Source organism: Pseudomonas sp. NKUCC02_KPG (assembly GCF_019345465.1).
In the GTDB taxonomy this organism is placed as follows: Bacteria; Pseudomonadota; Gammaproteobacteria; order Pseudomonadales; family Pseudomonadaceae; genus Aquipseudomonas.
This window is the reverse complement of sequence record NZ_JAHKRC010000013.1, coordinates 119,742-141,488: the sequence shown is the minus strand read 5'-3', so window position 1 is coordinate 141,488 and position 21,747 is coordinate 119,742. Positions and strand designations below refer to the sequence as shown.

General features: G+C 58.4%; 19 protein-coding genes. 8 read left to right on the top strand and 11 right to left on the bottom strand.

Annotated elements, in window-relative coordinates; translation table 11 throughout:
* Positions 1-424: 424 nt before the first annotated feature.
* Positions 425-2,662: a polyphosphate kinase 1 gene (ppk1, locus tag KO536_RS18045; RefSeq protein ID WP_133079091.1), complete on the top strand. Its 2,238-nt coding sequence runs from the start codon at positions 425-427 to the stop codon at positions 2,660-2,662.
* 61 nt (positions 2,663-2,723) lie between these two features.
* Here ppk1 and ppx read toward each other — a convergent pair whose 3' ends face one another.
* From ppx to KO536_RS18020, 5 genes are all read right to left on the bottom strand, one after another.
* On the bottom strand, positions 2,724-4,226 hold the full coding sequence (ppx, locus tag KO536_RS18040; protein WP_133079090.1) for an exopolyphosphatase: 1,503 nt from the start codon (positions 4,224-4,226) through the stop codon (positions 2,724-2,726).
* A 267-nt stretch (positions 4,227-4,493) separates the two neighbouring features.
* Positions 4,494-5,231, bottom strand: coding sequence for an amino acid ABC transporter ATP-binding protein (locus KO536_RS18035; RefSeq protein ID WP_219262585.1), 738 nt, complete (start codon positions 5,229-5,231; stop codon positions 4,494-4,496).
* A complete protein-coding gene (locus KO536_RS18030) occupies positions 5,218-5,868 on the bottom strand; it encodes an amino acid ABC transporter permease (RefSeq protein WP_219262605.1) in 651 nt (216 codons plus the stop codon). Before KO536_RS18030 ends, KO536_RS18035 begins: the two co-directional genes overlap by 14 nt.
* Positions 5,865-6,530 carry an amino acid ABC transporter permease gene (locus KO536_RS18025; RefSeq protein ID WP_133079087.1) on the bottom strand — a complete coding sequence of 222 codons (666 nt, stop codon included), beginning with the start codon at positions 6,528-6,530 and terminating at the stop codon, positions 5,865-5,867. The genes KO536_RS18030 and KO536_RS18025 overlap by 4 nt, the downstream gene beginning before the upstream one ends.
* 21 nt (positions 6,531-6,551) lie before the next feature.
* Positions 6,552-7,337 (bottom strand): transporter substrate-binding domain-containing protein, encoded by a 786-nt coding sequence (locus KO536_RS18020; RefSeq protein WP_219262584.1) that lies wholly within the window; start codon positions 7,335-7,337, stop codon positions 6,552-6,554.
* A 256-nt stretch (positions 7,338-7,593) separates the two neighbouring features.
* Here KO536_RS18020 and KO536_RS18015 point away from each other — a divergent pair, with 256 nt between their 5' ends.
* The 5 genes from KO536_RS18015 (at position 7,594) to KO536_RS17995 (ending at position 12,821) form a co-directional block, all read left to right on the top strand.
* A complete protein-coding gene (locus KO536_RS18015) occupies positions 7,594-8,301 on the top strand; it encodes a FadR/GntR family transcriptional regulator (RefSeq protein WP_219262583.1) in 708 nt (235 codons plus the stop codon).
* Between the two features lie 120 nt (positions 8,302-8,421).
* Entirely contained in the window at positions 8,422-8,751 is a 330-nt protein-coding gene (gene trxA / locus KO536_RS18010; RefSeq protein ID WP_016783018.1) for a thioredoxin TrxA, read from the top strand.
* A gap of 233 nt (positions 8,752-8,984) precedes the next feature.
* Positions 8,985-10,244 carry a transcription termination factor Rho gene (rho, locus tag KO536_RS18005; RefSeq protein WP_003438291.1) on the top strand — a complete coding sequence of 420 codons (1,260 nt, stop codon included), beginning with the start codon at positions 8,985-8,987 and terminating at the stop codon, positions 10,242-10,244.
* Between the two features lie 142 nt (positions 10,245-10,386).
* On the top strand, positions 10,387-11,853 hold the full coding sequence (gene ubiD / locus KO536_RS18000) for a 4-hydroxy-3-polyprenylbenzoate decarboxylase (RefSeq protein WP_133079084.1): 1,467 nt from the start codon (positions 10,387-10,389) through the stop codon (positions 11,851-11,853).
* On the top strand, positions 11,853-12,821 hold the full coding sequence (locus KO536_RS17995; RefSeq protein ID WP_133079083.1) for a CDP-6-deoxy-delta-3,4-glucoseen reductase: 969 nt from the start codon (positions 11,853-11,855) through the stop codon (positions 12,819-12,821). The genes ubiD and KO536_RS17995 overlap by 1 nt, the downstream gene beginning before the upstream one ends.
* A 113-nt stretch (positions 12,822-12,934) precedes the next feature.
* Here the strand turns inward: KO536_RS17995 and KO536_RS17990 are convergent, their stop codons facing one another.
* A complete protein-coding gene (locus KO536_RS17990; RefSeq protein ID WP_219262582.1) occupies positions 12,935-13,414 on the bottom strand; it encodes a sn-glycerol-3-phosphate transporter in 480 nt (159 codons plus the stop codon).
* Between the two features lie 202 nt (positions 13,415-13,616).
* Here KO536_RS17990 and KO536_RS17985 point away from each other — a divergent pair, with 202 nt between their 5' ends.
* On the top strand, positions 13,617-14,276 hold the full coding sequence (locus KO536_RS17985) for a gamma-glutamylcyclotransferase (RefSeq protein WP_257622990.1): 660 nt from the start codon (positions 13,617-13,619) through the stop codon (positions 14,274-14,276).
* Here the strand turns inward: KO536_RS17985 and glpT are convergent.
* On the bottom strand, positions 14,273-15,628 hold the full coding sequence (gene glpT / locus KO536_RS17980) for a glycerol-3-phosphate transporter (protein WP_133079082.1): 1,356 nt from the start codon (positions 15,626-15,628) through the stop codon (positions 14,273-14,275). The two genes, KO536_RS17985 and glpT, sit on opposite strands and share 4 nt — an antisense overlap.
* A 263-nt stretch (positions 15,629-15,891) precedes the next feature.
* Here glpT and KO536_RS17975 point away from each other — a divergent pair, with 263 nt between their 5' ends.
* Positions 15,892-16,296 (top strand): flagellar basal body-associated protein FliL, encoded by a 405-nt coding sequence (locus tag KO536_RS17975; RefSeq protein ID WP_133079080.1) that lies wholly within the window; start codon positions 15,892-15,894, stop codon positions 16,294-16,296.
* Positions 16,297-16,314: 18 nt separating this feature from the next.
* Here the strand turns inward: KO536_RS17975 and KO536_RS17970 are convergent, their stop codons facing one another.
* The 4 genes from KO536_RS17970 to KO536_RS17955 all read right to left on the bottom strand — a co-directional run bounded on the left by KO536_RS17970 (position 16,315) and on the right by KO536_RS17955 (position 21,730).
* Positions 16,315-17,433 carry an ABC transporter permease gene (locus KO536_RS17970; protein ID WP_133079079.1) on the bottom strand — a complete coding sequence of 373 codons (1,119 nt, stop codon included), beginning with the start codon at positions 17,431-17,433 and terminating at the stop codon, positions 16,315-16,317.
* Positions 17,433-20,174: a ribosome-associated ATPase/putative transporter RbbA gene (gene rbbA, locus KO536_RS17965; RefSeq protein ID WP_219262581.1), complete on the bottom strand. Its 2,742-nt coding sequence runs from the start codon at positions 20,172-20,174 to the stop codon at positions 17,433-17,435. Before rbbA ends, KO536_RS17970 begins: the two co-directional genes overlap by 1 nt.
* Positions 20,171-21,136, bottom strand: coding sequence for an HlyD family secretion protein (locus tag KO536_RS17960; protein ID WP_133079077.1), 966 nt, complete (start codon positions 21,134-21,136; stop codon positions 20,171-20,173). Before KO536_RS17960 ends, rbbA begins: the two co-directional genes overlap by 4 nt.
* Positions 21,137-21,280: 144 nt before the next feature.
* Complete coding sequence (locus KO536_RS17955) at positions 21,281-21,730, bottom strand: EVE domain-containing protein (RefSeq protein ID WP_219262580.1); 450 nt, start codon at positions 21,728-21,730, stop codon at positions 21,281-21,283.
* Positions 21,731-21,747 lie beyond the last annotated feature (17 nt).

Sequence of the window (21,747 nt, the reverse complement as noted above, 5' to 3'; positions counted from 1 at the left end):
ACGCGCAGCCTACGCCTTAAGGGACGTTCGGGAAAGTATCGAAATGTGACTTAGCGTTAACAAATCCTACAAATCATGTGTATTTGACCTACATCATTAGCGTTGTCATCTAGTGTTCATGGCAAGGCGCTATAACCATGCGCGAGGTGATTATTGCCTCAAACCTGTGAGGACTGGCTTGCCTGCGATGGGGGCTATGCGGCCTGGCAGGCAAGCACGGGTGATGCCATCGCGAGCAAGCCCGCTCCCGCATGCCGGTGCCTCTGGAAACAATTTCAATAAATCGCCCTCTAACCAGGCTCAGGCCCGCATAAAGCGCCTTGGAGCGGTTTAAACCCGCTGGCGTTGATGGCATTCTGACAACTTGACTGCTGGTGTCGCTTAACTGTTACGAGAGTCAAACCCGCTCTTACAGGATCATTCAATGAATACCGAAGGACTTGCTGAAATCGTTGCCACTGAAGCTCAGCCGATTGCTGAGCCAGTCTCTGAAACCCCGCCTGAACCTCAAGCCCCTGCGCCTGCCGTGGCCGAGACGCATGCGGCGGTGCATCCGGCGATTGCCGTTCCTGGCCTTGATGACAGCAGCCTGTATATCCATCGTGAGCTGTCGCAATTGCAGTTCAACATTCGCGTGCTGGAACAAGCGCTGGATGAGTCCTACCCGCTGCTTGAGCGGTTGAAGTTCCTGCTGATTTTCTCCAGCAACCTGGATGAGTTTTTTGAGATTCGTGTCGCGGGCCTGAAGAAGCAAATCACCTTCGCCCGTGAACAGGCCGGTGCTGATGGTTTACAGCCGCATCAGGCGCTGGCCCGCATCAGTGAGCTGGTGCATGGCCATGTGGATCGCCAATACGCGATCCTCAACGACATCCTGCTGCCCGAACTTGAAAAGCATCAGGTGCGCTTTATTCGTCGCCGGCACTGGAACACCAAGATCAAGGCGTGGGTACGCAAGTTCTTCCGCGACGAAATCGCGCCGATCATCACCCCGATTGGCCTGGACCCAACGCACCCGTTCCCGCTTCTGGTGAACAAGAGCCTGAACTTTATCGTCGAGCTTGAAGGCATCGATGCCTTCGGTCGTGATTCGGGCCTGGCGATTATCCCGGCACCGCGCCTGTTGCCTCGTGTGATCAGGTTGCCTGAAGAGGTAGGCGGCGCAGGGGACAACTACGTGTTCCTGTCGTCGATGATCCACGCCCACGCCGATGACCTGTTTCAGGGCATGAAGGTAAAAGGCTGCTACCAGTTCCGCCTGACCCGTAACGCCGATCTGGCGGTCGATACCGAAGATGTAGAAGACCTGGCCCGTGCCCTGCGTGGCGAGTTGTTCTCTCGTCGTTACGGCGATGCCGTACGCCTGGAAGTCGCCGACACCTGCCCCAAGCATTTGTCCGACTACCTGCTCAAGCAGTTCAGCCTGCATGAAACCGAGTTGTATCAGGTCAATGGCCCGGTGAACCTCACGCGTCTGTTCAGTATCACGGGGCTCGATAGCCACCCTGAGCTGCAATACACGCCGTTTACCCCGGCCATCCCGAAGCTGCTGCAGAACAGCGAGAATATTTTCAGCGTGGTCAGCAAGCAGGATATTTTGCTGCTGCACCCGTTTGAATCGTTTACCCCGGTCGTGGATTTGCTGCGCCAGGCGGCCAAAGACCCCCATGTACTGGCCGTGCGCCAAACCCTGTACCGCAGCGGTGCCAACTCTGAAATCGTGGATGCGCTGGTCGATGCCGCGCGTAACGGTAAAGAAGTGACCGCGGTGATCGAGCTGCGTGCGCGTTTTGACGAAGAGTCCAACCTGCAACTGGCCAGCCGTCTGCAAGCGGCCGGTGCGGTGGTGATCTACGGTGTGGTCGGCTTCAAGACCCACGCCAAGATGATGCTGATTCTGCGCCGTGAGGCAGGGGAGATCGTGCGTTACGCGCACTTGGGTACCGGCAACTATCACGCCGGCAACGCCAAGCTCTACACCGATTACAGCCTGTTGACCTCGGACGACGCGCTGTGTGAAGACGTAGGCAAGCTGTTCAGCCAGCTGATCGGCATGGGCAAGACGTTGCGCATGAAAAAACTGCTGCATGCGCCATTCACGTTGAAGAAGGGCATGCTCGACATGATTGCCCGCGAGACCCAGTTCGCGGTTGAAGGCAAACCGGCGCATATCATCGCCAAGTTCAACTCGCTGACCGACCCGAAAATCATTCGGGCGCTGTACAAAGCCAGCCAGGCTGGTGTGCGAATCGATCTGATTGTGCGTGGGATGTGCTGCCTGCGTCCGGGCATTCCGGGTGTCTCGCACAACATCCACGTGCGCTCGATCATCGGCCGCTTCCTGGAGCACACGCGTGTGTTCTACTTCCTCAACGGCGGCGAAGAGCAGATGTTCCTGTCCAGTGCCGACTGGATGGAGCGCAACCTCGATAAACGCGTCGAGACGTGCTTCCCGGTCGAGGGTAAAAAGCTGATTTTGCGGGTCAAGAAAGAGCTGGAGTGCTACCTGACCGACAACACCCACAGCTGGAGTCTGCAATCGGACGGCCGTTACATCCGTAACACGCCAACCGGTAACCAGAACCCGCGCAGCGCCCAGGCAACCTTGCTGGAGCGTTTGAGCCTGCCCGTATTGACGGTGAGCACCGGGCCTTCGGTATAACGCTGTAATCCCTGTAGGAGCGGGCAAGACCGCTCCTACAGTTGGTTTGAATGGTGTCGGGTCAGGACACCGTCAGCACAATCCCGACCCGGGTCAGCCATTGAGCTTCTTGTTCGAAGTCGGCCTGGGTCAGGGGGTTTTGCTCAAGCCAGCCCTCGGGGAAGATCACCTCAAGGTGATCGCCCTCGGCGCGCAGCTTGACCTGCGAAGCTTCCTGGTTGCCACGGATGTGGTAGAACAGGATCGCAAAACGCAGCAGCACGCACAGGCGAATCAGCTTGATGCCGTCCTCGCCAAATTCGGCGAACTTGTCTTTTGGAATATTTCGACGATGACCGCGCACCAGCAGCGCGAGCATTAGCTGGTCTTCACGTGAGAAGCCGGCAAGGTCGGAGTGTTCGATCAGATAGGCGCCGTGCTTGTGGTAGTGATAGTGGGCAATGTCCAGCCCGACTTCATGCACCTTTGCCGCCCAGCCCAGCAGTTCACGCCAGACACCGTCTTTGAGGTCCCACGACTTGGCGACTTGATCAAAGGCGCGCAGGGCTTTGCGTTCAACCCTGGCGGCTTGCTCGCGGTCGACGTGATAGCGGTCCATCAGCGAGCTGAGGGTACGCTCACGCACGTCTTCGTGGTGATGACGGCCCAGCAGGTCGTACAGCACGCCTTCACGCAGTGCGCCGTCACAGTGGTCCATGCGTTGCAGTTCAAGAGCGTCGAACACGGCTTCAAGAATCGCCAGCCCGGCAGGGAAAATGGTTCGGCGGTCGGGCTTGATGCCTTCAAAGTCGATCTTGTCCACTTCACCCAGCTTGAACAGCTTGCGCTTGAGCCAGGACAAGCCTTCGGCATTCACCTCGCCATTGCCATGACCGCCCGCCTTGAGGGCCAGGCCGATGGCCCGAATGGTGCCTGAGGAGCCGATCGCTTCATCCCAGGTCAAGCGGTGCAGGGCGTGCTCAATGCTCATGATTTCGAGACGCGCAGCCGTGTAGGCCTGGGCATAGCGAGCCGGGGTTATCTTGCCGTCGCGGAAATAACGCTGGGTGAAGCTGACGCAGCCCATCTGCAGGCTTTCGCGCAGCAGCGGTTCAAAGCGCTGGCCAATAATGAATTCGGTACTGCCGCCGCCAATGTCGGCCACCAGGCGCTTGCCCGGCGTGTCGGCGAGGGTGTGGGAGACGCCAAGATAGATAAGGCGCGCTTCTTCGCGACCGGAAATAACTTCGACGGTGTGCCCCAGGATCTCTTCGGCGCGCACGATAAATTCGTTGCGGTTACGCGCCTCGCGCAATGCGTTAGTCCCCACAATGCGCACAGCGCCCAACGGCATGCCGTTGATCAGCTGGGCAAAACGCTTGAGGCAATCGAGCCCGCGTTGCATGGATTCTTCGGTGAGTTTGCGTTCTTCGTCGATGCCGGCAGCTAACTGCACCTTTTCACCAAGACGTTCAAGAATGCGGATTTCGCCATTCTGGGCCTTGGCCACCACCATGTGAAAGCTGTTAGAACCCAGATCGATGGCGGCGATCAGGGACGGATTCTTGGCTTGGGATTGGGGCATGGTTGAGGGGTCTCGGTCGATAACCTGAACATCGTGCCACGATCAAAGGCTCGCGCCAACGCGTGATGTCAGATGCATTGATATGAAGCACGAAAGCAATGACGTTAGCTCTTCCGGGATAATTCGTTTTTTTGTGTGCGATTTAAGTGCCGTGTCAGGTCGGTTTTTCTGTGGGGGCGGGCTTGCTCGCGATGCTATCAACACGGTGTATCTGACTCACCGCGTCGCCTTTATCGCGAGCAAGCCCGCTCCCACCGGAGGGATGGGTTAACCGTTCACCTCCACCGTCCCGATAAAATTCGCCAGTTCCGGGGTTTTTGGATTGGCGAACAGCTCTTTTGGATCGCCCACTTCATGCACCTTGCCCTGGTGCATGAATACCAGCTTGTCGCCCACCTCACGGGCAAAACGCATTTCGTGGGTGACCATGATCAGCGTCATGCCTTCGCGGGCCAGCTGGCGCACCACGCTGAGCACCTCGTTGACCAGCTCCGGGTCGAGGGCCGAGGTGATTTCGTCACACAGCAGCACCTTGGGTGACATGGCCAGCGCCCGGGCAATCGCCACACGCTGCTGCTGCCCGCCCGACAGACGCTCGGGGAACGCGTCGAACTTGTCGCCCAGGCCCACCCGCTCCAGCATTTCCCGCGCTAAGGCTGCGGCCTTGGCTTTGGGGACTTTTTGCACCACTTGCGGGGCGAGCATGACGTTTTCGCCCACGCTAAGGTGCGGGAACAGATTGAACTGCTGAAACACCATGCCGACCTTCTGGCGCAGGCTGCGCAAGTCGGCGCGGGCGGCGTCCAGGTATTCGTCATCGACTTCAATGACCCCGTCGTTAATGGACTCCAGCCCGTTCAGGGTTCTGAGCAGGGTGCTCTTGCCCGAGCCGCTGCGACCGATGATCGCGACAACCTGGCCCTGCTCGACGGTCAGGTCGATGCCTTTGAGCACATGGTGGTCGCCGTAATATTTATGCAGGGCGGTAACTCTAAGCAGAGGCATGCAGTTTCCTTTCCAGATGGCGCGCACTGAGCGACAAGGGGTAGCACAGGAGGAAGTAACCGAGCGCCACCAGGCCATAGACCATAAAGGGCTCAAAGGTCGCGTTGGCCAGCATGCTGCCGGTCTTGGTCAGTTCGGTGAAACCGATGATGGAGGTCACGGCAGTGCCTTTGATGACCTGCACTGAAAACCCCACAGTGGGCGCGATGGCAACCCGCAAGGCTTGCGGCAGGATCACATGGCGCAACTGCTCAAGCGGGCTCATGGCCAGGCTTGCCGAGGCCTCCCACTGGCCGTGGGCAATCGACTCGACACAGCCACGCCAGATCTCGGCCAGGTAGGCGCTGGTGAACAGCGTCAGGGCCAGCGCGGCGGCCATCCACGGCGAAATATCGATGCCCAGCAAGGCCACGCCAAAGAAGATCAGGAACAGTTGCATCAGCAAGGGCGTGCCTTGGAACAGCTCTATATAGCAGCGTGCCAGAGTGCGGGCGAAGCGGCTTTTGGAGATGCGCATCAGCAGCACCAGCAAACCGATCAGGCCGCCGCCGATAAACGCCACAAGTGACAGGGCGGCTGTCCACTGCAAACCCATCAGCAAATTACGCACGATGTCCCAGAAGGTGAAGTCCATCAGCGGCTCCTGCTCAGGTAACGGCGGCCGAACCCGTTCAGCAACTGGCGGATCAGCAAGGCCATGCACAGGTAGATCAGGGTCGTCAGGGCATAGGTTTCAAACGCCCGGAAGTTGCGCGACTGAATGAAATTGGCAAAAAAGCTCAGCTCTTCGGTGGCGATTTGCGAGCAGACCGCCGACCCGAGCATCACGATGATGATCTGGCTGCTCAAGGCGGGCCAAACCTTGGCCAGCGCCGGTTGCAGCACCACATAACGAAACGTCTCGAACCGGCTCATGGCCAGGGCCGATGCCGCTTCCAGCTGGCCTTTGGGGATGGCCTGAATGCCCGCACGAATTATTTCCGTGGAATAGGCGCCCAGGTTGATCACCATCGCCAGCACCGCGGCCTGCCATTCGCTGATGTGCACACCCAGGCCTGGCAGGCCAAAGAAGATAAAAAACAGCTGCACCAGAAACGGCGTGTTGCGGATCAACTCGACATACAGCCCGAACAGCGCAGCGAAAGGTCGAATATTCCACGCCCGGACCACAGCGCCGACAATCCCCAGGCTGACCCCGAGCACTGTGCCGATAGCGGTCAGCTCAAGCGTGAACAGGGCGCCACGCACTAACAGGTCGCTGTTTTGCAGCACCGGTAAAAAGTCGAACTGATAAGCCATGATTGACCTCGTCGCAAGCTATCAGAGGTCAGCGGGCAGCGGCTCTTTGAGCCATTGCAGCGCGTTTTTCTCCAGGCTGCCGTCAGCCTTGGCCGTGGCGAGAATCTGGTTCACTTTGTCCAGCAACTCGGGCTGGCCCTTGTTGACGCCCACGTAGACCGGCGAATCCTTGAGTTTGAGCTTCATCGCCGGGAGACGCTTGGGGTTGCGCTCGCTGATGGTGACCATCACCACGTTGCCACTGGCGATCAAGTCCACCTGGCCCGCCAGGTAAGCGGCGATGGTTGAGTTGTTGTCTTCGAAGCGCTTGATCGTGACGCCGGCAGGAGCCACGTTGGTCAGTTCGATGTCTTCGATCGCACCCCGGGTGACGCTGATGGTTTTACCCTTGAGGTCGTCCAGGGTTTTGATTTGAACGTCTGGCGGTCCAAACACGCCCAGGTAGAACGGCGCGTAAGCGTTTGAGAAGTCGATGACTTTTTCGCGATCCGGGTTTTTACCGAGGCTGGAAATCACCACGTCGACTTTGCCGGTCGTCAGGTAAGGCACGCGATTGGTGCTGTTGACGGGGGGCAGCTCAAGCTTGACCTTGAGCTGGTCGGCCAGCAGTTTGGCGGTGTCGATGTCCAGCCCCCGAGGCTTCATGTCAGGGCCCACCGAGCCGAAGGGCGGAAAATCCTGAGGGACTGCGACCTTGAGCGTGCCGCGTGCAATTACATCCTCAAGGTCATTGGCGTGAGCCGGGGCCTGGCTCAGCATCAGGCTGGCGAACAAGGCGCAAATCAGGGCGCTGTAGCGCTGGGTCATGGCAACTCTCCGGGAACGGGCGGGCGGTGGTGTCTGTTTTGGACAGAGCACAGGCCATGCCAACAGGGGATTTATGGCCTGCGAAGCTGATGAAAGAAGGCTTGTGGTGGTCGGACTGGTCTGAACAGTGGTCGGGTTTTTTGCACCTCGATCGAGCGTTCGTTCCAAGGCTTGAACCGGCTTGGGGCGTGACTTGCCGAGCGTTGGCAATAGCTTTACAACTACGGCTTTCCTGAGCCGATCAAGCCGATTTGTGATGAATTCAAGCGCACGGGCCGTACCCGAAGTGGCATTGCTGGCCATTCGTAAATTGATCGTCGAGAACGGTTTTGTACCGGGCGATGCCTTGCCGTCTCAACGCGAGCTGGCCGTGCAACTGGGTGTCAGCCGGGCATCGTTGCGCGAGGCGTTGTCCTCACTCAGCGCACTGGGCGTGATCAGCGTGCAGCCGGGCAAAGGTGTGTATGTCCAGGCGGCAGATGAGCCCGCGGTCGTGACGCCGGCGGCGGACTGGCCCTTTGCGGCGCAGGCCTGCGCGCAGGATATTTTCCAGCTGCGTTACGCGCTGGAAGGCTTTGCCGCCGGGCTGGCGGCGGTGCGGTTGACCCGTGATGAACTGGACGTGCTGCAAGACAATGTCGAGGCAATGCGTCATGAATTGCGCGCCGAGGATTTTGAGCGGGCCGCGCAACTGGACTTCGAGTTTCATCAACTGATTCTGCGCGCCAGTGGCAATCAGGCAATGGCCAATATTTTGATTACCCGCGCCGATATTTTTCTCGAAAGCCAGAAGTTGCCGTTCATCCGCCGTGAGCGGGCGATGGAAACCTGGCAGGAACATCGCAAAATACTCCGGGCACTGGCCCGCCACGCCAGTGGCCCCGCGCATAAAGCCATGGGCGAGCACATTCGCCAGGCTGCGTCACGAACCGGGATAGTGTTCGTCACCCCTGCCGGCTCGTGAAGCGGGCGATATCCGCACTCATGCACCACTATAGTAAGAGTCAATCATCCCTCACCTTCCTGAACGCGGTGATGACGGCTATGATGTGCTACGTTTTTGCTTACAACCACGGAGACTTCCATGAGCAGCGATCTTATTAAACACGTCACCGACGCTAGCTTTGAGGCCGATGTTCTCAAGGCTGAAGGCGCTGTACTGGTCGACTACTGGGCTGAATGGTGTGGCCCTTGCAAAATGATCGCGCCGGTTCTGGACGAGATCGCAGAGACTTACAAAGGCAAGCTGACTGTTGCCAAGCTGAACATTGATGAAAACCAGGAAACCCCGGCCAAGCACGGCGTACGTGGTATTCCTACGTTGATGCTGTTCAAGAACGGCAACGTCGAAGCCACCAAGGTCGGTGCGCTGTCGAAGTCGCAGTTGGCTGCATTCCTCGACGCCAACATCTAAGCGTCGATAAAGGCCCCGCTAAATGCGGGGCTTTTTCATGGCTCAAGGACTAGACGCTATGAAACTCAAGTGGTACATTCGGCCCCGCACTGGTTTCTCCACTGCCCCCTGCAAGCCGTCGCCGACGCACTCCTTATCGAATTAGTACGCGATCCTGTCGCCTTCTCTGCGGCGCGGCCTCATTAAGCCAAAAGCTTAATTTCCCCCTCCATAAATGATTACGTCATTCCTATATGAACCTGACTGAACTCAAGCAAAAGCCGATTACCGAACTGCTCGAATTGGCCGAACAGATGGGCATAGAAAATATGGCCCGTTCGCGCAAGCAGGACGTGATTTTCTCCCTGCTCAAAAAGCACGCGAAAAGCGGCGAGGAAATCTCCGGTGATGGCGTGCTGGAGATTCTCCAGGACGGCTTCGGCTTCCTGCGTTCCGCTGATGCCTCTTACCTGGCCGGCCCAGACGATATCTACGTCTCGCCAAGCCAGATTCGACGCTTCAACTTGCGCACTGGCGACACCATCGTCGGTAAAATCCGTCCGCCAAAAGAAGGCGAGCGGTACTTCGCACTGCTGAAAGTCGACACGATCAACTACGATCGTCCAGAGAACGCGAAAAACAAGATTCTCTTCGAGAACTTGACCCCGCTGTTCCCGACCGTACGCATGAAGATGGAAATCGGTAACGGTTCCACCGAAGATCTGACCGGTCGTGTCATCGACCTGTGTGCACCGATCGGTAAAGGTCAGCGCGGTCTGATCGTTGCTCCGCCAAAAGCGGGCAAGACCATCATGCTGCAGAACATCGCGTCGAACATTTCGCGTAACAACCCTGAAGTGCACTTGATCGTTCTGTTGATCGATGAGCGCCCGGAAGAAGTAACCGAAATGCAGCGTACCGTGCGCGGCGAAGTGGTTGCCTCCACCTTCGACGAGCCACCAACCCGCCACGTGCAGGTTGCTGAAATGGTGATCGAGAAGGCCAAGCGCCTGGTCGAACACAAGAAAGACGTGGTGATCCTGCTCGACTCCATCACCCGTCTGGCCCGTGCCTACAACACCGTGATCCCGAGCTCCGGCAAGGTATTGACCGGTGGTGTCGATGCTCACGCCCTTGAGAAGCCAAAGCGTTTCTTCGGTGCTGCGCGAAACATCGAAGAAGGTGGCTCGCTGACCATCATCGCTACCGCGCTGGTTGAAACCGGCTCGAAGATGGATGAAGTGATCTACGAAGAGTTCAAAGGCACCGGCAACATGGAGCTGCCTCTGGACCGCAAGATCGCTGAAAAGCGCGTCTTCCCTGCGATCAACATCAACCGTTCCGGCACTCGCCGCGAAGAGTTGCTGACCGCGGACGACGAGCTGCAACGCATGTGGATTTTGCGCAAGCTGTTGCACCCGATGGACGAAGTCGCAGCTATCGAGTTCTTGATCGACAAGCTGAAACAGACCAAGACCAACGATGAGTTCTTCCTGTCGATGAAGCGCAAGTAAGTCGTCGCAGGCAAGCAAAAGCCGGGGAAACCCGGCTTTTTGCTGTCTGAGCTTTTTTGATCCGGGCAGCTCTCCCTTCTGAACAGACGGCTTGGGCGCTACACTCTGTCTCCCAACGCCACGGCCACTACGAGGCTCAAGCATGCAGTATCGCGACTTACGCGACTTTATCAGCGGCCTGGAAAAGCGCGGCGAACTCAAGCGCATCCAGGTTCCAGTGTCTCCCAAGCTGGAAATGACAGAAATTTGCGATCGCACTTTGCGCGCCAAAGGTCCGGCTTTGCTGTTCGAAAACCCGGTGGGTTACGACATCCCTGTGCTCGGCAACCTGTTTGGTACGCCGGAGCGCGTGGCCTTGGGCATGGGCGCCGAAGCGGTCAGTGAATTACGTGAAATCGGCAAGCTGCTGGCGTTCCTTAAAGAACCCGAGCCGCCTAAAGGTCTGAAAGACGCGTGGTCCAAATTGCCGATCTTCCGCAAGATCATTGCCATGGCCCCGAAAGTCGTCAAGGACGCGGTGTGCCAGGAAGTGGTCGTTGAAGGTGATGACGTCGACCTCGGTCAGTTGCCGGTCCAGCACTGCTGGCCGGGCGATGTTGCGCCCCTGATTACCTGGGGCCTGACCGTGACCAAAGGTCCGAACAAGGAACGTCAGAACCTGGGCATTTATCGCCAGCAAGTGATTGGTCGCAACAAGGTCATCATGCGCTGGTTGAGCCACCGTGGCGGCGCGCTGGACTACCGTGACTGGTGCGAAAAACACCCCGGCCAGCCATTCCCGGTTTCCGTGGCCCTGGGTGCAGATCCTGCGACCATTCTCGGCGCCGTCACCCCCGTGCCGGACAGCCTTTCCGAATACGCCTTCGCGGGCTTGCTGCGTGGCAATCGCACCGAGCTGGTGAAATGTCGGGGTAATGACCTGCAAGTGCCGGCCACGGCTGAAATCATTCTTGAAGGCGTGATCCACCCTGGCGAGATGGCCCCCGAAGGCCCGTACGGTGACCACACCGGTTACTACAACGAAGTCGACAGCTTCCCGGTATTTACCGTCGAGCGCATCACCCACCGGGTCAAGCCGATCTACCACAGCACCTACACCGGCCGACCACCGGATGAGCCGGCGATTTTGGGCGTGGCGCTGAATGAAGTGTTTGTGCCGATCTTGCAAAAGCAGTTTCCGGAAATTACCGACTTCTACCTGCCACCCGAAGGCTGCTCGTATCGCATGGCCATCGTGACCATCAAAAAGCAGTATCCGGGGCACGCCAAGCGCGTAATGCTGGGTGTGTGGTCGTTTTTGCGCCAGTTCATGTACACCAAATTCGTTATCGTCACCGACGACGACATCAATGCCCGCGACTGGAACGACGTGATCTGGGCCATCACCACGCGCATGGATCCCAAGCGCGATACGGTGATGATCGATAACACGCCCATCGATTACCTCGACTTTGCCTCGCCGGTTTCCGGCCTGGGTTCGAAGATGGGGCTGGATGCAACCAACAAATGGCCAGGTGAAACCACCCGCGAATGGGGCCGTGTCATCGTCAAGGATGAGGCGGTCACTCGCCGGATCGATGACATCTGGAATCAATTAGGAATAGATTGATGCGTGTAACCTTGCAGCCTTCAGGTGCGGTGCTGGAAACCTTGCCTGGCGAGCGAATTCTGGATGCGGCGCAACGTCTGGGCTATGAATGCCCGCAGAGCTGTCGCAATGGTAATTGCCACGTGTGTGCGGCCTTGCTGGTTGAGGGCCAGGTGGAGCAAGCGGGTGACGTGCGCGATCATGGCGAGTTTTATACCTGCCTGGCGGCCCCGCTTGAAGACTGTGTGGTGTTGTGGGATGGCGTGCTTGCGTTGGGAGAGTTACCGGTGCGTAGCCTGGCGTGTCAGTTGACCGAATGTGTCGATATGGGTGGCGATGTGTGGCGGGTGCGCTTGCGTGCGCCTGCAGGCAAGCCGCCGCGTTATCACGCCGGGCAATACGTGATGCTGGAGCGTGAAAATGGCGACAAGTCGGCATTTTCACTGGCCAGCGCCCCGCACTCGGGGCGCGACCTTGAGTTGCATGTGCTGGTTCGCGAGGACAGCGCCCGGCGCCTGATCGAACAACTGCAGCGCAACAAGATGGTCCGTCTCGAGCTGCCGTTCGGTGACACGCATTTGTCCGAATTGCCGGACGGCCCGCTGGTGCTGATCGCTGCGGGTACCGGCATGGCGCAAATGCACAGTTTGATCGAGCATTGCCGCGCAAAAGGGTTCAAGCACCCGGTGCACTTGTACTGGGGTGTACGTCGTCCTGAAGATTTCTACACCCTGGAAGAGTGGGAGCAATGGGAGAAAATCCCCAACCTGTTCCTGCACAAAGTGGTGAGTGATCTGTGCGGGTGGGAAGGTCGGTGCGGCATGCTGCATGAAGCCGTGTGCGAAGACATCAGCGATCTGGCCAGTGTGCATGTCTATGCCAGCGGTTCACCGGCGATGATCTACGGCACCCTCGACGCCCTGGTGGCAGCCGGCATGGACGCGCACCAGATGCGCGCCGACGTCTTTGCCTACTGCCCGCGGCCTTGAATGTGTGGGAGCGGGCTTGATCGCGATGGCATCACGGCGGTCATGCAGGTAGACCGTGCCGTCTGCATCGCGGCAGGTTGAATCGTCGCACCGCCGTTCCCACAGGTTTTGCCTCAAAAACGTAAACCGGTGGTGATCATTGCGGCATTGAAGCCCAGCAGCACCAGCTCGACGGCTGCCGGGCCATAGTAGGCGCCGACCGAAGGAATGATCACCGGCGCTACGCCAAAGCGGTTAAGCGGGATCTTGTCCTGATATTCGCCGTGATAGCCTTCCAGCAGGCCGCCTGTGAGCTTCAAATACACAGGGTAGGTGTCGCTATCAAAGCGCTTGCCCGCATAGGCGTAATACGAACGCTGGCGAAATGAGTTGCGAAAGGTTGCCCCGCCAACTAACCAGCCTGAAGCGTCATGGCGCTCAATACCGATTAGATCCTGATTGTTGTTGTGCTCAGGGTCTGGCGAAAAGTGCCGGGTATAGACACTGGTTTGCAGATACCAAAACCCCTCTTTTTTTTGCTGTGCGTCATCTTGTGCCAGTGCGGAAGTGGCATACGCCAGTATCGCCAGGAAGCAAATCCCAAGTTTTCTCATCTACCTACCTCATTGGGCGTGCGCCTGCGGCCAGCAACTATAAAGGGATGACTTGAACATCCCCTGAACAAAACGAATTCTAGTGTAGTTGCAATCATGAAGTCGCCCGGTCATACGTCTTGCCGAGCAGGCCATATGGCATTTGGTGCTATAAGATTAATGTCGTTATTTTGTTTACTGCATGTAATGCCTGTAGGACCCAATGCCACCAGCGATAAATATCAGTGAATCTTCTTGCCTGAATCTGGCTTATCCGCCGCGACTTGATCTCGGTGCGCCGCTGACGCCAGAACAATTGCTCAACTCCATGCACAGCACCATGGCGCGTCATCAAGGCGGGCCGGTCTGGCTATTTGCATATGGTTCGCTGATCTGGCGTCCAGAGTGCACGGCGGTCGAACGCGTGCGTGGCCGGGTTCATGGCTACCATCGCGGGCTGTATTTGTGGTCTCACGAGCATCGCGGCACACCTCAGTGGCCGGGCCTGGTCTTTGGCCTGGACCGTGGTGGTTCGTGCAGTGGCTTCGCTTATCGCTTGCCGGAAGACAACCTCGACGCTTCGCTCTACGCCCTGTGGCTGCGTGAAATGCCAGTGCCCTCGTATCGACCGCACTGGCTGACGTGCCGACTCGAAGACGGCAGTCAGGTGCAGGCTTTGGGGTTTGTGCTGGAGCGACATCTACCCAGCTATGCGGGCAACTTGCCGGATGGCGTGTTGAGCCAGGTACTGGCCAACGCCAGCGGACGCTACGGTACGACTCGCGATTATGTCGAGCAGACCGTAAGCGCCCTGCGCAGCCACGCCATGCCAGATCGAAATCTGGAGGCGCGGCTCAAGCGCTGTGTGCCGATCACGCCTTAGGCGGGAGCAGTAACCGCACGTTCTTCACTGGCCACATTTTTGTGGCGCAGGGTCGGGATCATGAACGCGATGGCCAACAGGCATGCGCTGATCAGCAGCACAAAGCCGCCATCCCAACCGAAGTGGTCAACCAGGTAGCCCATTGCCGCGCTGGCCGCGACCGAACCGCCCAGGTAGCCGAACAACCCGGTAAAGCCTGCGGCAGTCCCTGCAGCTTTCTTGGGTGCCAGTTCCAGAGCCTGCAAGCCGATCAGCATCACCGGCCCATAAATCAGGAAGCCGATAGAAAACAGCGCGATCATGTCGATGGTCGGGTTGCCCGGCGGGTTGAGCCAGTAAACCAGTGTCGCAACAGTCACCAGCGACATGAACACGATGCCGGTCAGGCCGCGATTGCCGCGAAAGATCTTGTCCGACATCCAGCCGCACAGCAGCGTGCCCGGAATCCCTGCCCACTCGTAGAAGAAGTACGCCCACGAGGTGGTGTCCACCGTGAAGTGCTTGGCTTCCTTCAGATAGGTTGGCGCCCAGTCCAGTACGCCATAGCGCAGCAGGTAAACGAACACGTTGGCCATGGCGATATACCAGAGCATTTTGTTGCGCAGCACGTATTTGACGAAGATCTCTTTGGCACTGAACTCGTCTTCGTGGCTGGCGTCGTAACCCGCCGGATAATCATTTTTGTACTCTTCAATCGGCGGCAAGCCGACTGACTGCGGCGTATCGCGCATGGCAATAAACGCAAACAGTGCCACTAACAGGGCAACGGTGGCGGGTACATAGAAAGCGGCGTGCCAGTCGTTGAACCAGGCCATGCCCAGCAAAAACAGCGGGCCGATCAGGCCGCCGCCCACGTTGTGGGCCACGTTCCACACAGACACCACACCGCCGCGTTCTTTCTGCGACCACCAGTGAACCATGGTCCGGCCACTGGGCGGCCAGCCCATGCCCTGAGCCCAGCCGTTGATAAACAGCAAAATGAACATCATGGTCACGCTGGACGTTGCCCAAGGTGCGAAACCGAAAATGAACATGACCCCAGCTGAAATCATCAAGCCAAAAGGCAAAAAGAAGCGTGGATTAGAGCGGTCGGACACCAGTCCCATCAGGAACTTGGACAGGCCGTAGGCAATGGCTATCGCCGACATCGCCACGCCCAGTTGACCCCGGGTATAACCCTCGTCAATCAGGTAAGGCATGGCCAGCGAGAAGTTTTTACGCAGCAGGTAGTAACCGGCGTAACCAAAAAAGATACCGGCGAAAATCTGCCAGCGCAGTCGTCGATAGGTGCTGTCTATTTTTTCTTCAGGCAGGGGAGCCTGGTGTGCGGCAGGTCGGAAAAAAGCAAACATTCAAGAGCTCCAAATTTCTTGTTATATCAGCGGTGCCGAACGTTACATTTTCGTTACTGAAAATGACAGGCCTTATCCCTGGAGCTTAAGGAATAATCCCACGCACGATTTTCGCTTGTGAACATCTCGCGTGTTTATGTAGAGGAGGGCTGGACACAACTGAATCGCGCTGGCCTACGGCTTTTCAGGGCTTGGCCGATAAGGGTAGATAGGTCCGCAAGCAGCCCCGTATGCTTGCCCCCAACCGTATTAAGGAGCGAATTGTGAAAGCGTGGATCATGTTGATGCTGGCCCTGTCCTTGCCGATGGCAGCAGTTGGAGAAGAGGCGCAAGAAGGCGGCGACAAGGTTAGCTATATCACCCTGAGCCCACCGTTTGTAGGCAATTACGGCCTGGACGGCAGTTCGAAACTCAAGGTGTACAAGGCCGATATTTCCTTGCGCGTGACGGGCCCCGAGGCTGCCAAGGCGGTTAAAGCCAATGACCCGTTGATTCGTAATCAACTGGTGGGGCTGTTTACCCAGCAGACCAGCGACACCCTGGGCAGCGTCGAGGCAAAGGAGAAGCTGCGTCAGCAAGCCCTGAAGCAGATCCAGCAGGTGATGAGCGATGAAACCGGCAAACCGATGGTGGACGATTTGCTGTTCAACAATTTGATCGTTCAGTAAGGCGCAACACGCCCGACACTACGAGGCAAGGCTCTTGCGGAAACGCGCCAGCGCGATGGCGAAGAACACCAGCCCGATGGCGGCCAGTGCCAACAAGTCGGGCCACACCACATTCACCCCCGCATCGCGGAACAGTATCGCCGCGCTCAGGCTCACAAAGTGGGTCGACGGCGAGCACTGCATCACCCATTGCAGCCATTGGGGCATGCTGTCCAGCGGCGTGCTGCCACCTGAAAGCAAGAGCATCGGGATGATCACGGGTATGGCCAGCAAACCGAATTGCGGCGTTGAGCGGGCCAGCGTTGCCAGAAAGATTCCCAGCGCGGTGCTGGCAAACAGGTAGAGCGCAGTGACCAGTAAAAACAGGGTCAGCGATCCCGCCAGCGGCACGCCCAGCGCCCACTTCACCACCACTTCCAGTGATATCCAGGTACACAGCACCACCACCAGCATGTTGCTCCAGATTTTCGCCAGCATGATTTCCAGAGCTGTCAGCGGCAGCACCAGCAAGTGGTCGAGGGTGCCATGTTCCCGCTCCCGCAGCAGGGCGGTGCCCGTCAGCACAATGGCCAGAATGGTGATGTTATTCACAATCTGGATGACGGCCAGAAACCATCCACCTTCCAGGTTCGGGTTGAACAGTGCCCGGTTACTGATCAGCACCGGGGTTTTGGCTGCCGCGTCGGCCTGTCCCGTGTAATTGAGCAGCTCCCGCTGGAAGATCCGCCCGATGTAACCCGCACCCATGAAGGCTTGGCTCATGGCCGTGGCATCAACGTTGACCTGCACGCTCGGCTCACGCCCGGCCAGCAAGTCGGCCTGAAAATTGACCGGCACGTTGATCACAAACGTGTACTGGCCGCTGTCCATCGACTGGTCCAGTTGATCGTAGGGCAGGGCTTGCGGGGCCTGGAACTCTGGGGGGAGCAGCGATTCTGCGAGTTTGCGGGACAAGGCGCTGTGGTCTTCATCGACGATGGCAACGCTGGCGTTGTGCACCCCGATAATCGAACCGGCAGCGGGCATGTAAATAGCCACGGTGAAGGCGTAGAACAAAAACAGCAGTAACACGCTGTCGTGGCGCAGGCTGGTCAGTTCTTTAAGGCCAAGGCGCAGGATGTGCGAGAGCTTGTGCATCAGACCTCCTGCTTCTTGAGCATGATCAGGCTCAGCCCGGTGAAGACCACAAAGAACCCCAGCAAGGCCAGGCACTGGGGCCACAACTGGCGCAAATCCAGGGCTTTGGTAAAGGTGCCTACGGCAATGTCGAGAAAGTGCCCGGCCGGGAACAGCATGCCCATCAGTGCCGCCGAGCCCTCAAGCGAGGAGCGCGGCACTATCAGCCCGGAGAACTGAATGGTCGGCAAGCTGGTGATAATCATGGTGCCCAGGATCGCCGCGATCTGGGTGCGGGTGAAGGCGGAAATCAGCAAGCCCATGCTGGTGGTTGCCAGCACATACAGCAGCCCGCCCAGCGCCAGCGTGACACCGCTGCCCTTGAATGGAACGCCGAACAGCCAGCGGTTCATCGCCACCAGCAATGCCAGATTGACCAGGCTTACGGCCAGATACGGCGCCTGCTTGCCCAGCAGGAATTCGAGGCGGGTGAGGGGCGTGGCGTAGAAGTTGGTAATTGACCCCAGTTCCTTTTCGCGCACGATGCCCAGCGCTGTGAGCATGGCCGGGATAAACGCGAGGATGAGCGCCATCACGCCGGGGCCGATGGCGTTCACGCTGATGACGTCCTGGTTGTAGCGAAAGCGGGTTTCGAGTTTGGCCGCTGCCTGTCTGTTTTGCGCCTGACTGCTGAGGGTGGAGAGCTGCTCAAGGTTGGCGGTGTGTACCGCTTCGACATAATTGCGGCTGGTTTCGGCCCGAAATGGCATGCCACCGTCCAGCCAGGCGGCGACCGTAGGCTGGCGTCCGGCGTACAAGTCGCGGCCAAAACCTGGCGGGATCTCCAGGGCAATTTTGATTTCAGAGCGTTGCAACCGTTTGTGCAACTCGTCGGCGCTGCTGATCGGGGCATGCTCTTCGAAGTAGCGTGAACTGCGGAAGGCTTCCAGGTAGGCGCGGCTTTGTGGGCTCTGATCCTGGTCGTAGACGGCGAAGGCCAGGTTCTCGACGTCCAGAGAAATGCCGTAGCCAAATATCACCATCATGAACACGGCGCCCAGCAAGGCGAACGCCATGCGCACTTTGTCGCGCAGCAATTCCTTGGATTCGCGGCTGGCGACAGCGATCAGCCGGGTCAGGCTAAAGCCTTTTTTGCTGATCGGCGGCGGGGCATTGGTCACCGGCGTGGCGACAGGCTCAGCTTCAGGCGCAGGGCTAGCGTCCTGATCGTTTTGTGCCTGTTCCAGGCAGGTGACAAACGCGGCTTCCAGTGTGTCGCCCTTGAACTGGTGTTGCAGCGCATCGGGCGTGTCGCAGGCCAGCACTTTGCCCGCGTGCATCAACGATATGCGGTCGCAGCGTTGAGCTTCGTTCATGAAGTGGGTGGACAGAAAGATGGTCACCCCTTGCTCGCGTGACAGCTCGATCAGTAAACGCCAGAAGTCATCGCGGGCGGCAGGGTCGACCCCCGAGGTCGGCTCATCGAGGATCAGCACTTCGGGGCGATGCAGCACGGCAACCGCCAGCGACAAACGCTGGCGAAGGCCCAGCGGCAATTCGCCGGACTGTTGTGAGGCCACATCGCCCAGGTCGAAACGCTCGATCAACTCTTCGATACGCGGTTCGCTTTCGGCCTTGGGCAAGTCGAACAGTTGCGCGTGCAACACAAGGTTTTGCCGCACGCTCAACTCACCGTACAGCGAGAAGCTTTGCGACATGAAGCCCACACGCTTGCGGGTGGCCAGGTCTTTGGCATTGACCGGATTGCCAAGCAATTTGGCGCTGCCTTCGGTGGCGGGCATCAGTCCGGTCAGGACTTTCATGGTGGTGGTTTTGCCGCAGCCGTTGGAGCCTAAAAAGCCGAAGATTTCACCTCGGCCAATGGCGAAGCTGACGTTGTTCACTGCCGTAAAGTCGCCGAACCGTAGGGTCAGGTCGTGGGCCTCAATGGCGATATCGCTGTTGTCGCTGTTGTCGCTGGTGCGAGGCGGGATCACCAAAGGCTCATTATTGTGCCCGCTGTCACCCTGGTAATGGGTGAAGGCTTCGTCGAGCTTGCCGGTAGCAGTGACGGTCGCCAACTCATGGCTTAAACCGGCGGCAATCAATTTGCCGCGATCGAGCATCAGGCAGTGTTCAAACTGCTCAGCCTCTTCCATGTAGGCAGTTGCCACCAGAAGCGTCAGTTGAGGGCGCTGGCTGCGTACGTCATCCACCAGTTCCCAGAAGCGTCGACGCGATAGCGGGTCAACCCCGGTGGTGGGCTCGTCGAGGATCAGCAAGTCCGGCTCGTGGATCAGCGCGCAGCACAGCCCGAGCTTTTGCTTCATCCCGCCCGACAGCTTGCCCGCGGGACGTTCGGCAAAACGCTCCAGGTCGGTGGCCTTGAGCAGTTCGGCCATGCGCTGTTCGCACTCCTCTTTTGAGAGGCCGAACAGGGTGCCAAAAAAGCGGATGTTTTCGCTGATCGACAATTCGGGATAAAGGTTGCCGCCCAGGCCTTGGGGCATAAACGCGATCAGTGGGTACAGGGTGTTGCGATGGCGGCGGTCGTCAATCGGGCCGCCGAGCACTTCAAGGTTGCCTTGTTGAAGTTTTTTGACCCCGGCAATCAGTCCCAGCAGGCTCGATTTACCTGCACCGTCCGGGCCGATCAAACCACAGCGCGTGCCTTTTGGCAGGCTGAAGGCGATGTCGAACAATGCCTGTTGTTTGCCATACCAGTGGCTGATGCCACTGGCGTTGAGCGCCAGGTCGCTCATTGCAGATTAGCCGGCCAGGCGACGTCTGCGGTTCGTACATAACCTGCTCCCGGCATGCCCGGCTTGGCCTGGGGCACGGCGCTTGGGTCGGTGAGGCGCAGCTTGACGCGAAACACCAGTTTTTGCCGCTCGTCGCGGGTTTCGACCTCTTTGGGCGTGAATTGCGATTTGGCCGCGACAAAAGCAATTTTGGCCGGCAGCGCCTGGTCGGGCAGGGCGTCGAGCACGATGCGGGCGTCGGCACCCACGGTCAGCTTGCCGACCACCGAAGCGGGCATGTACAGGTTCATGTACTGGTCGCTGGGGTCGATCATCATAAATACCCGTCCGCCTGCGCCCAGCACTTCGCCGGGTTCGGCAAGGCGCAACTGGATCACGCCGTTGATGGGAGCGCGCAGGCTGCTGTCATCGATTTCGCTGGTGAGTTGCGCAACTTGGGCTTCGGATGAGCCGATCGCGGCTTTGGCTGCTGCAACCTGGGCCTGTGCTGCCACCACGGCTGCGTTGCTGGTATCAAACCGTGCCTGTTGCTGGTCGAGTTGCTGGCCGCTGGCAAAACCGCGTTGGGACAGTTGGCGAAAGCGCGCGAGTTCCTGGCTGGCCAGCCGCTTTTCGCTTTGGCGCAATTGCACATTGGCTTCGTTGGCGGCCAGGGTTTGGCGGGCGCGCAGCACTTCGGCTTCGGCTTGCGCGCGGGTCGCTTCCAGGGTGCGGGTATCCATGCGGGCCAGCAGTTGGCCCTGAGTCACGCGATCACCTTCATCGACCAGCACTTCGGCCAGGCGTCCCGGGGTTTTGGCTGCAATCTGTACTTCTGTGGCTTCGAGTCGACCGTTGGCCATGCTGATGCCTTCAGGAAGGCTGTCGAGCCGGGATTTCCAATACCCGAACCCGCCTGCTGCGATCAGCAGGACAGCCAAGGGGATGACGAAATAATGGGAAATTCGAGAATTGCTAGACATGCCGACATCCTGTGTCACAGAGCGCTCTAGTTTGACGTTTTCAAGGCGATTACGACTTGATGTCAGTCAAAGGAAGACCAGAGCGTAGACGGGAATACAGGATGTTGCTTGCCACGAGGCGTGGCGAGTGGTGGGAGCGGGTGTTTACAACAACCCCATCACCGCAGCCCATTGATCATCCGTAACGGGCATCACTGAAAGGCGGCTGCCTTTTTGTACCAGCGGCATTTCGGCCAGGGCCGTTTGTTGTCTGAGGTAATCGAGCTTGATCACTTTGGGGAAGGTCTGCTCGTGGGCTACCTGCAGGGCGCTCCACGGATTTTTTTCGGCGCTGGCCTTGGGATCGAAGTAATGGCTTTCAGGGTCGAGGGCGGTCGGGTCGGGGTAGGCTGCTTCGACAATGCGACCAATCCCGGCAATACCCGGCTCGGGGCAGCTGGAGTGATAAAAGAAGAACAGATCGCCAACTGCCATGGCTCGCATAAAGTTGCGCGCCTGATAGTTGCGCACGCCATCCCAGCGCGCTTCACCGAGCGTGTGCAAGTCTTTGATCGAGAACTCGTCAGGCTCGGATTTCATCAACCAATAGGCCATTTTCTACTCCAGAAACA

What these genes read in the sequence shown, in the direction of transcription:
- KO536_RS17970 (WP_133079079.1), bottom strand. Translation starts at nt 17,433, where the DNA reads ATGCACAAGCTCTCGCACATCCTGCGCCTTGGCCTTAAAGAACTGACC.
- rbbA (WP_219262581.1), bottom strand. Translation starts at nt 20,174, where the DNA reads ATGAGCGACCTGGCGCTCAACGCCAGTGGCATCAGCCACTGGTATGGC.
- KO536_RS18015 (WP_219262583.1), top strand. Translation starts at nt 7,594, where the DNA reads ATGAATTCAAGCGCACGGGCCGTACCCGAAGTGGCATTGCTGGCCATT.
- KO536_RS18025 (WP_133079087.1), bottom strand. Translation starts at nt 6,530, where the DNA reads ATGGCTTATCAGTTCGACTTTTTACCGGTGCTGCAAAACAGCGACCTG.
- rho (WP_003438291.1), top strand. Translation starts at nt 8,985, where the DNA reads ATGAACCTGACTGAACTCAAGCAAAAGCCGATTACCGAACTGCTCGAA.
- ppk1 (WP_133079091.1), top strand. Translation starts at nt 425, where the DNA reads ATGAATACCGAAGGACTTGCTGAAATCGTTGCCACTGAAGCTCAGCCG.
- trxA (WP_016783018.1), top strand. Translation starts at nt 8,422, where the DNA reads ATGAGCAGCGATCTTATTAAACACGTCACCGACGCTAGCTTTGAGGCC.
- ubiD (WP_133079084.1), top strand. Translation starts at nt 10,387, where the DNA reads ATGCAGTATCGCGACTTACGCGACTTTATCAGCGGCCTGGAAAAGCGC.
- ppx (WP_133079090.1), bottom strand. Translation starts at nt 4,226, where the DNA reads ATGCCCCAATCCCAAGCCAAGAATCCGTCCCTGATCGCCGCCATCGAT.
- glpT (WP_133079082.1), bottom strand. Translation starts at nt 15,628, where the DNA reads ATGTTTGCTTTTTTCCGACCTGCCGCACACCAGGCTCCCCTGCCTGAA.
- KO536_RS17955 (WP_219262580.1), bottom strand. Translation starts at nt 21,730, where the DNA reads ATGGCCTATTGGTTGATGAAATCCGAGCCTGACGAGTTCTCGATCAAA.
- KO536_RS18020 (WP_219262584.1), bottom strand. Translation starts at nt 7,337, where the DNA reads ATGACCCAGCGCTACAGCGCCCTGATTTGCGCCTTGTTCGCCAGCCTG.
- KO536_RS17960 (WP_133079077.1), bottom strand. Translation starts at nt 21,136, where the DNA reads ATGTCTAGCAATTCTCGAATTTCCCATTATTTCGTCATCCCCTTGGCT.
- KO536_RS17995 (WP_133079083.1), top strand. Translation starts at nt 11,853, where the DNA reads ATGCGTGTAACCTTGCAGCCTTCAGGTGCGGTGCTGGAAACCTTGCCT.
- KO536_RS17985 (WP_257622990.1), top strand. Translation starts at nt 13,617, where the DNA reads ATGCCACCAGCGATAAATATCAGTGAATCTTCTTGCCTGAATCTGGCT.
- KO536_RS17990 (WP_219262582.1), bottom strand. Translation starts at nt 13,414, where the DNA reads ATGAGAAAACTTGGGATTTGCTTCCTGGCGATACTGGCGTATGCCACT.
- KO536_RS18035 (WP_219262585.1), bottom strand. Translation starts at nt 5,231, where the DNA reads ATGCCTCTGCTTAGAGTTACCGCCCTGCATAAATATTACGGCGACCAC.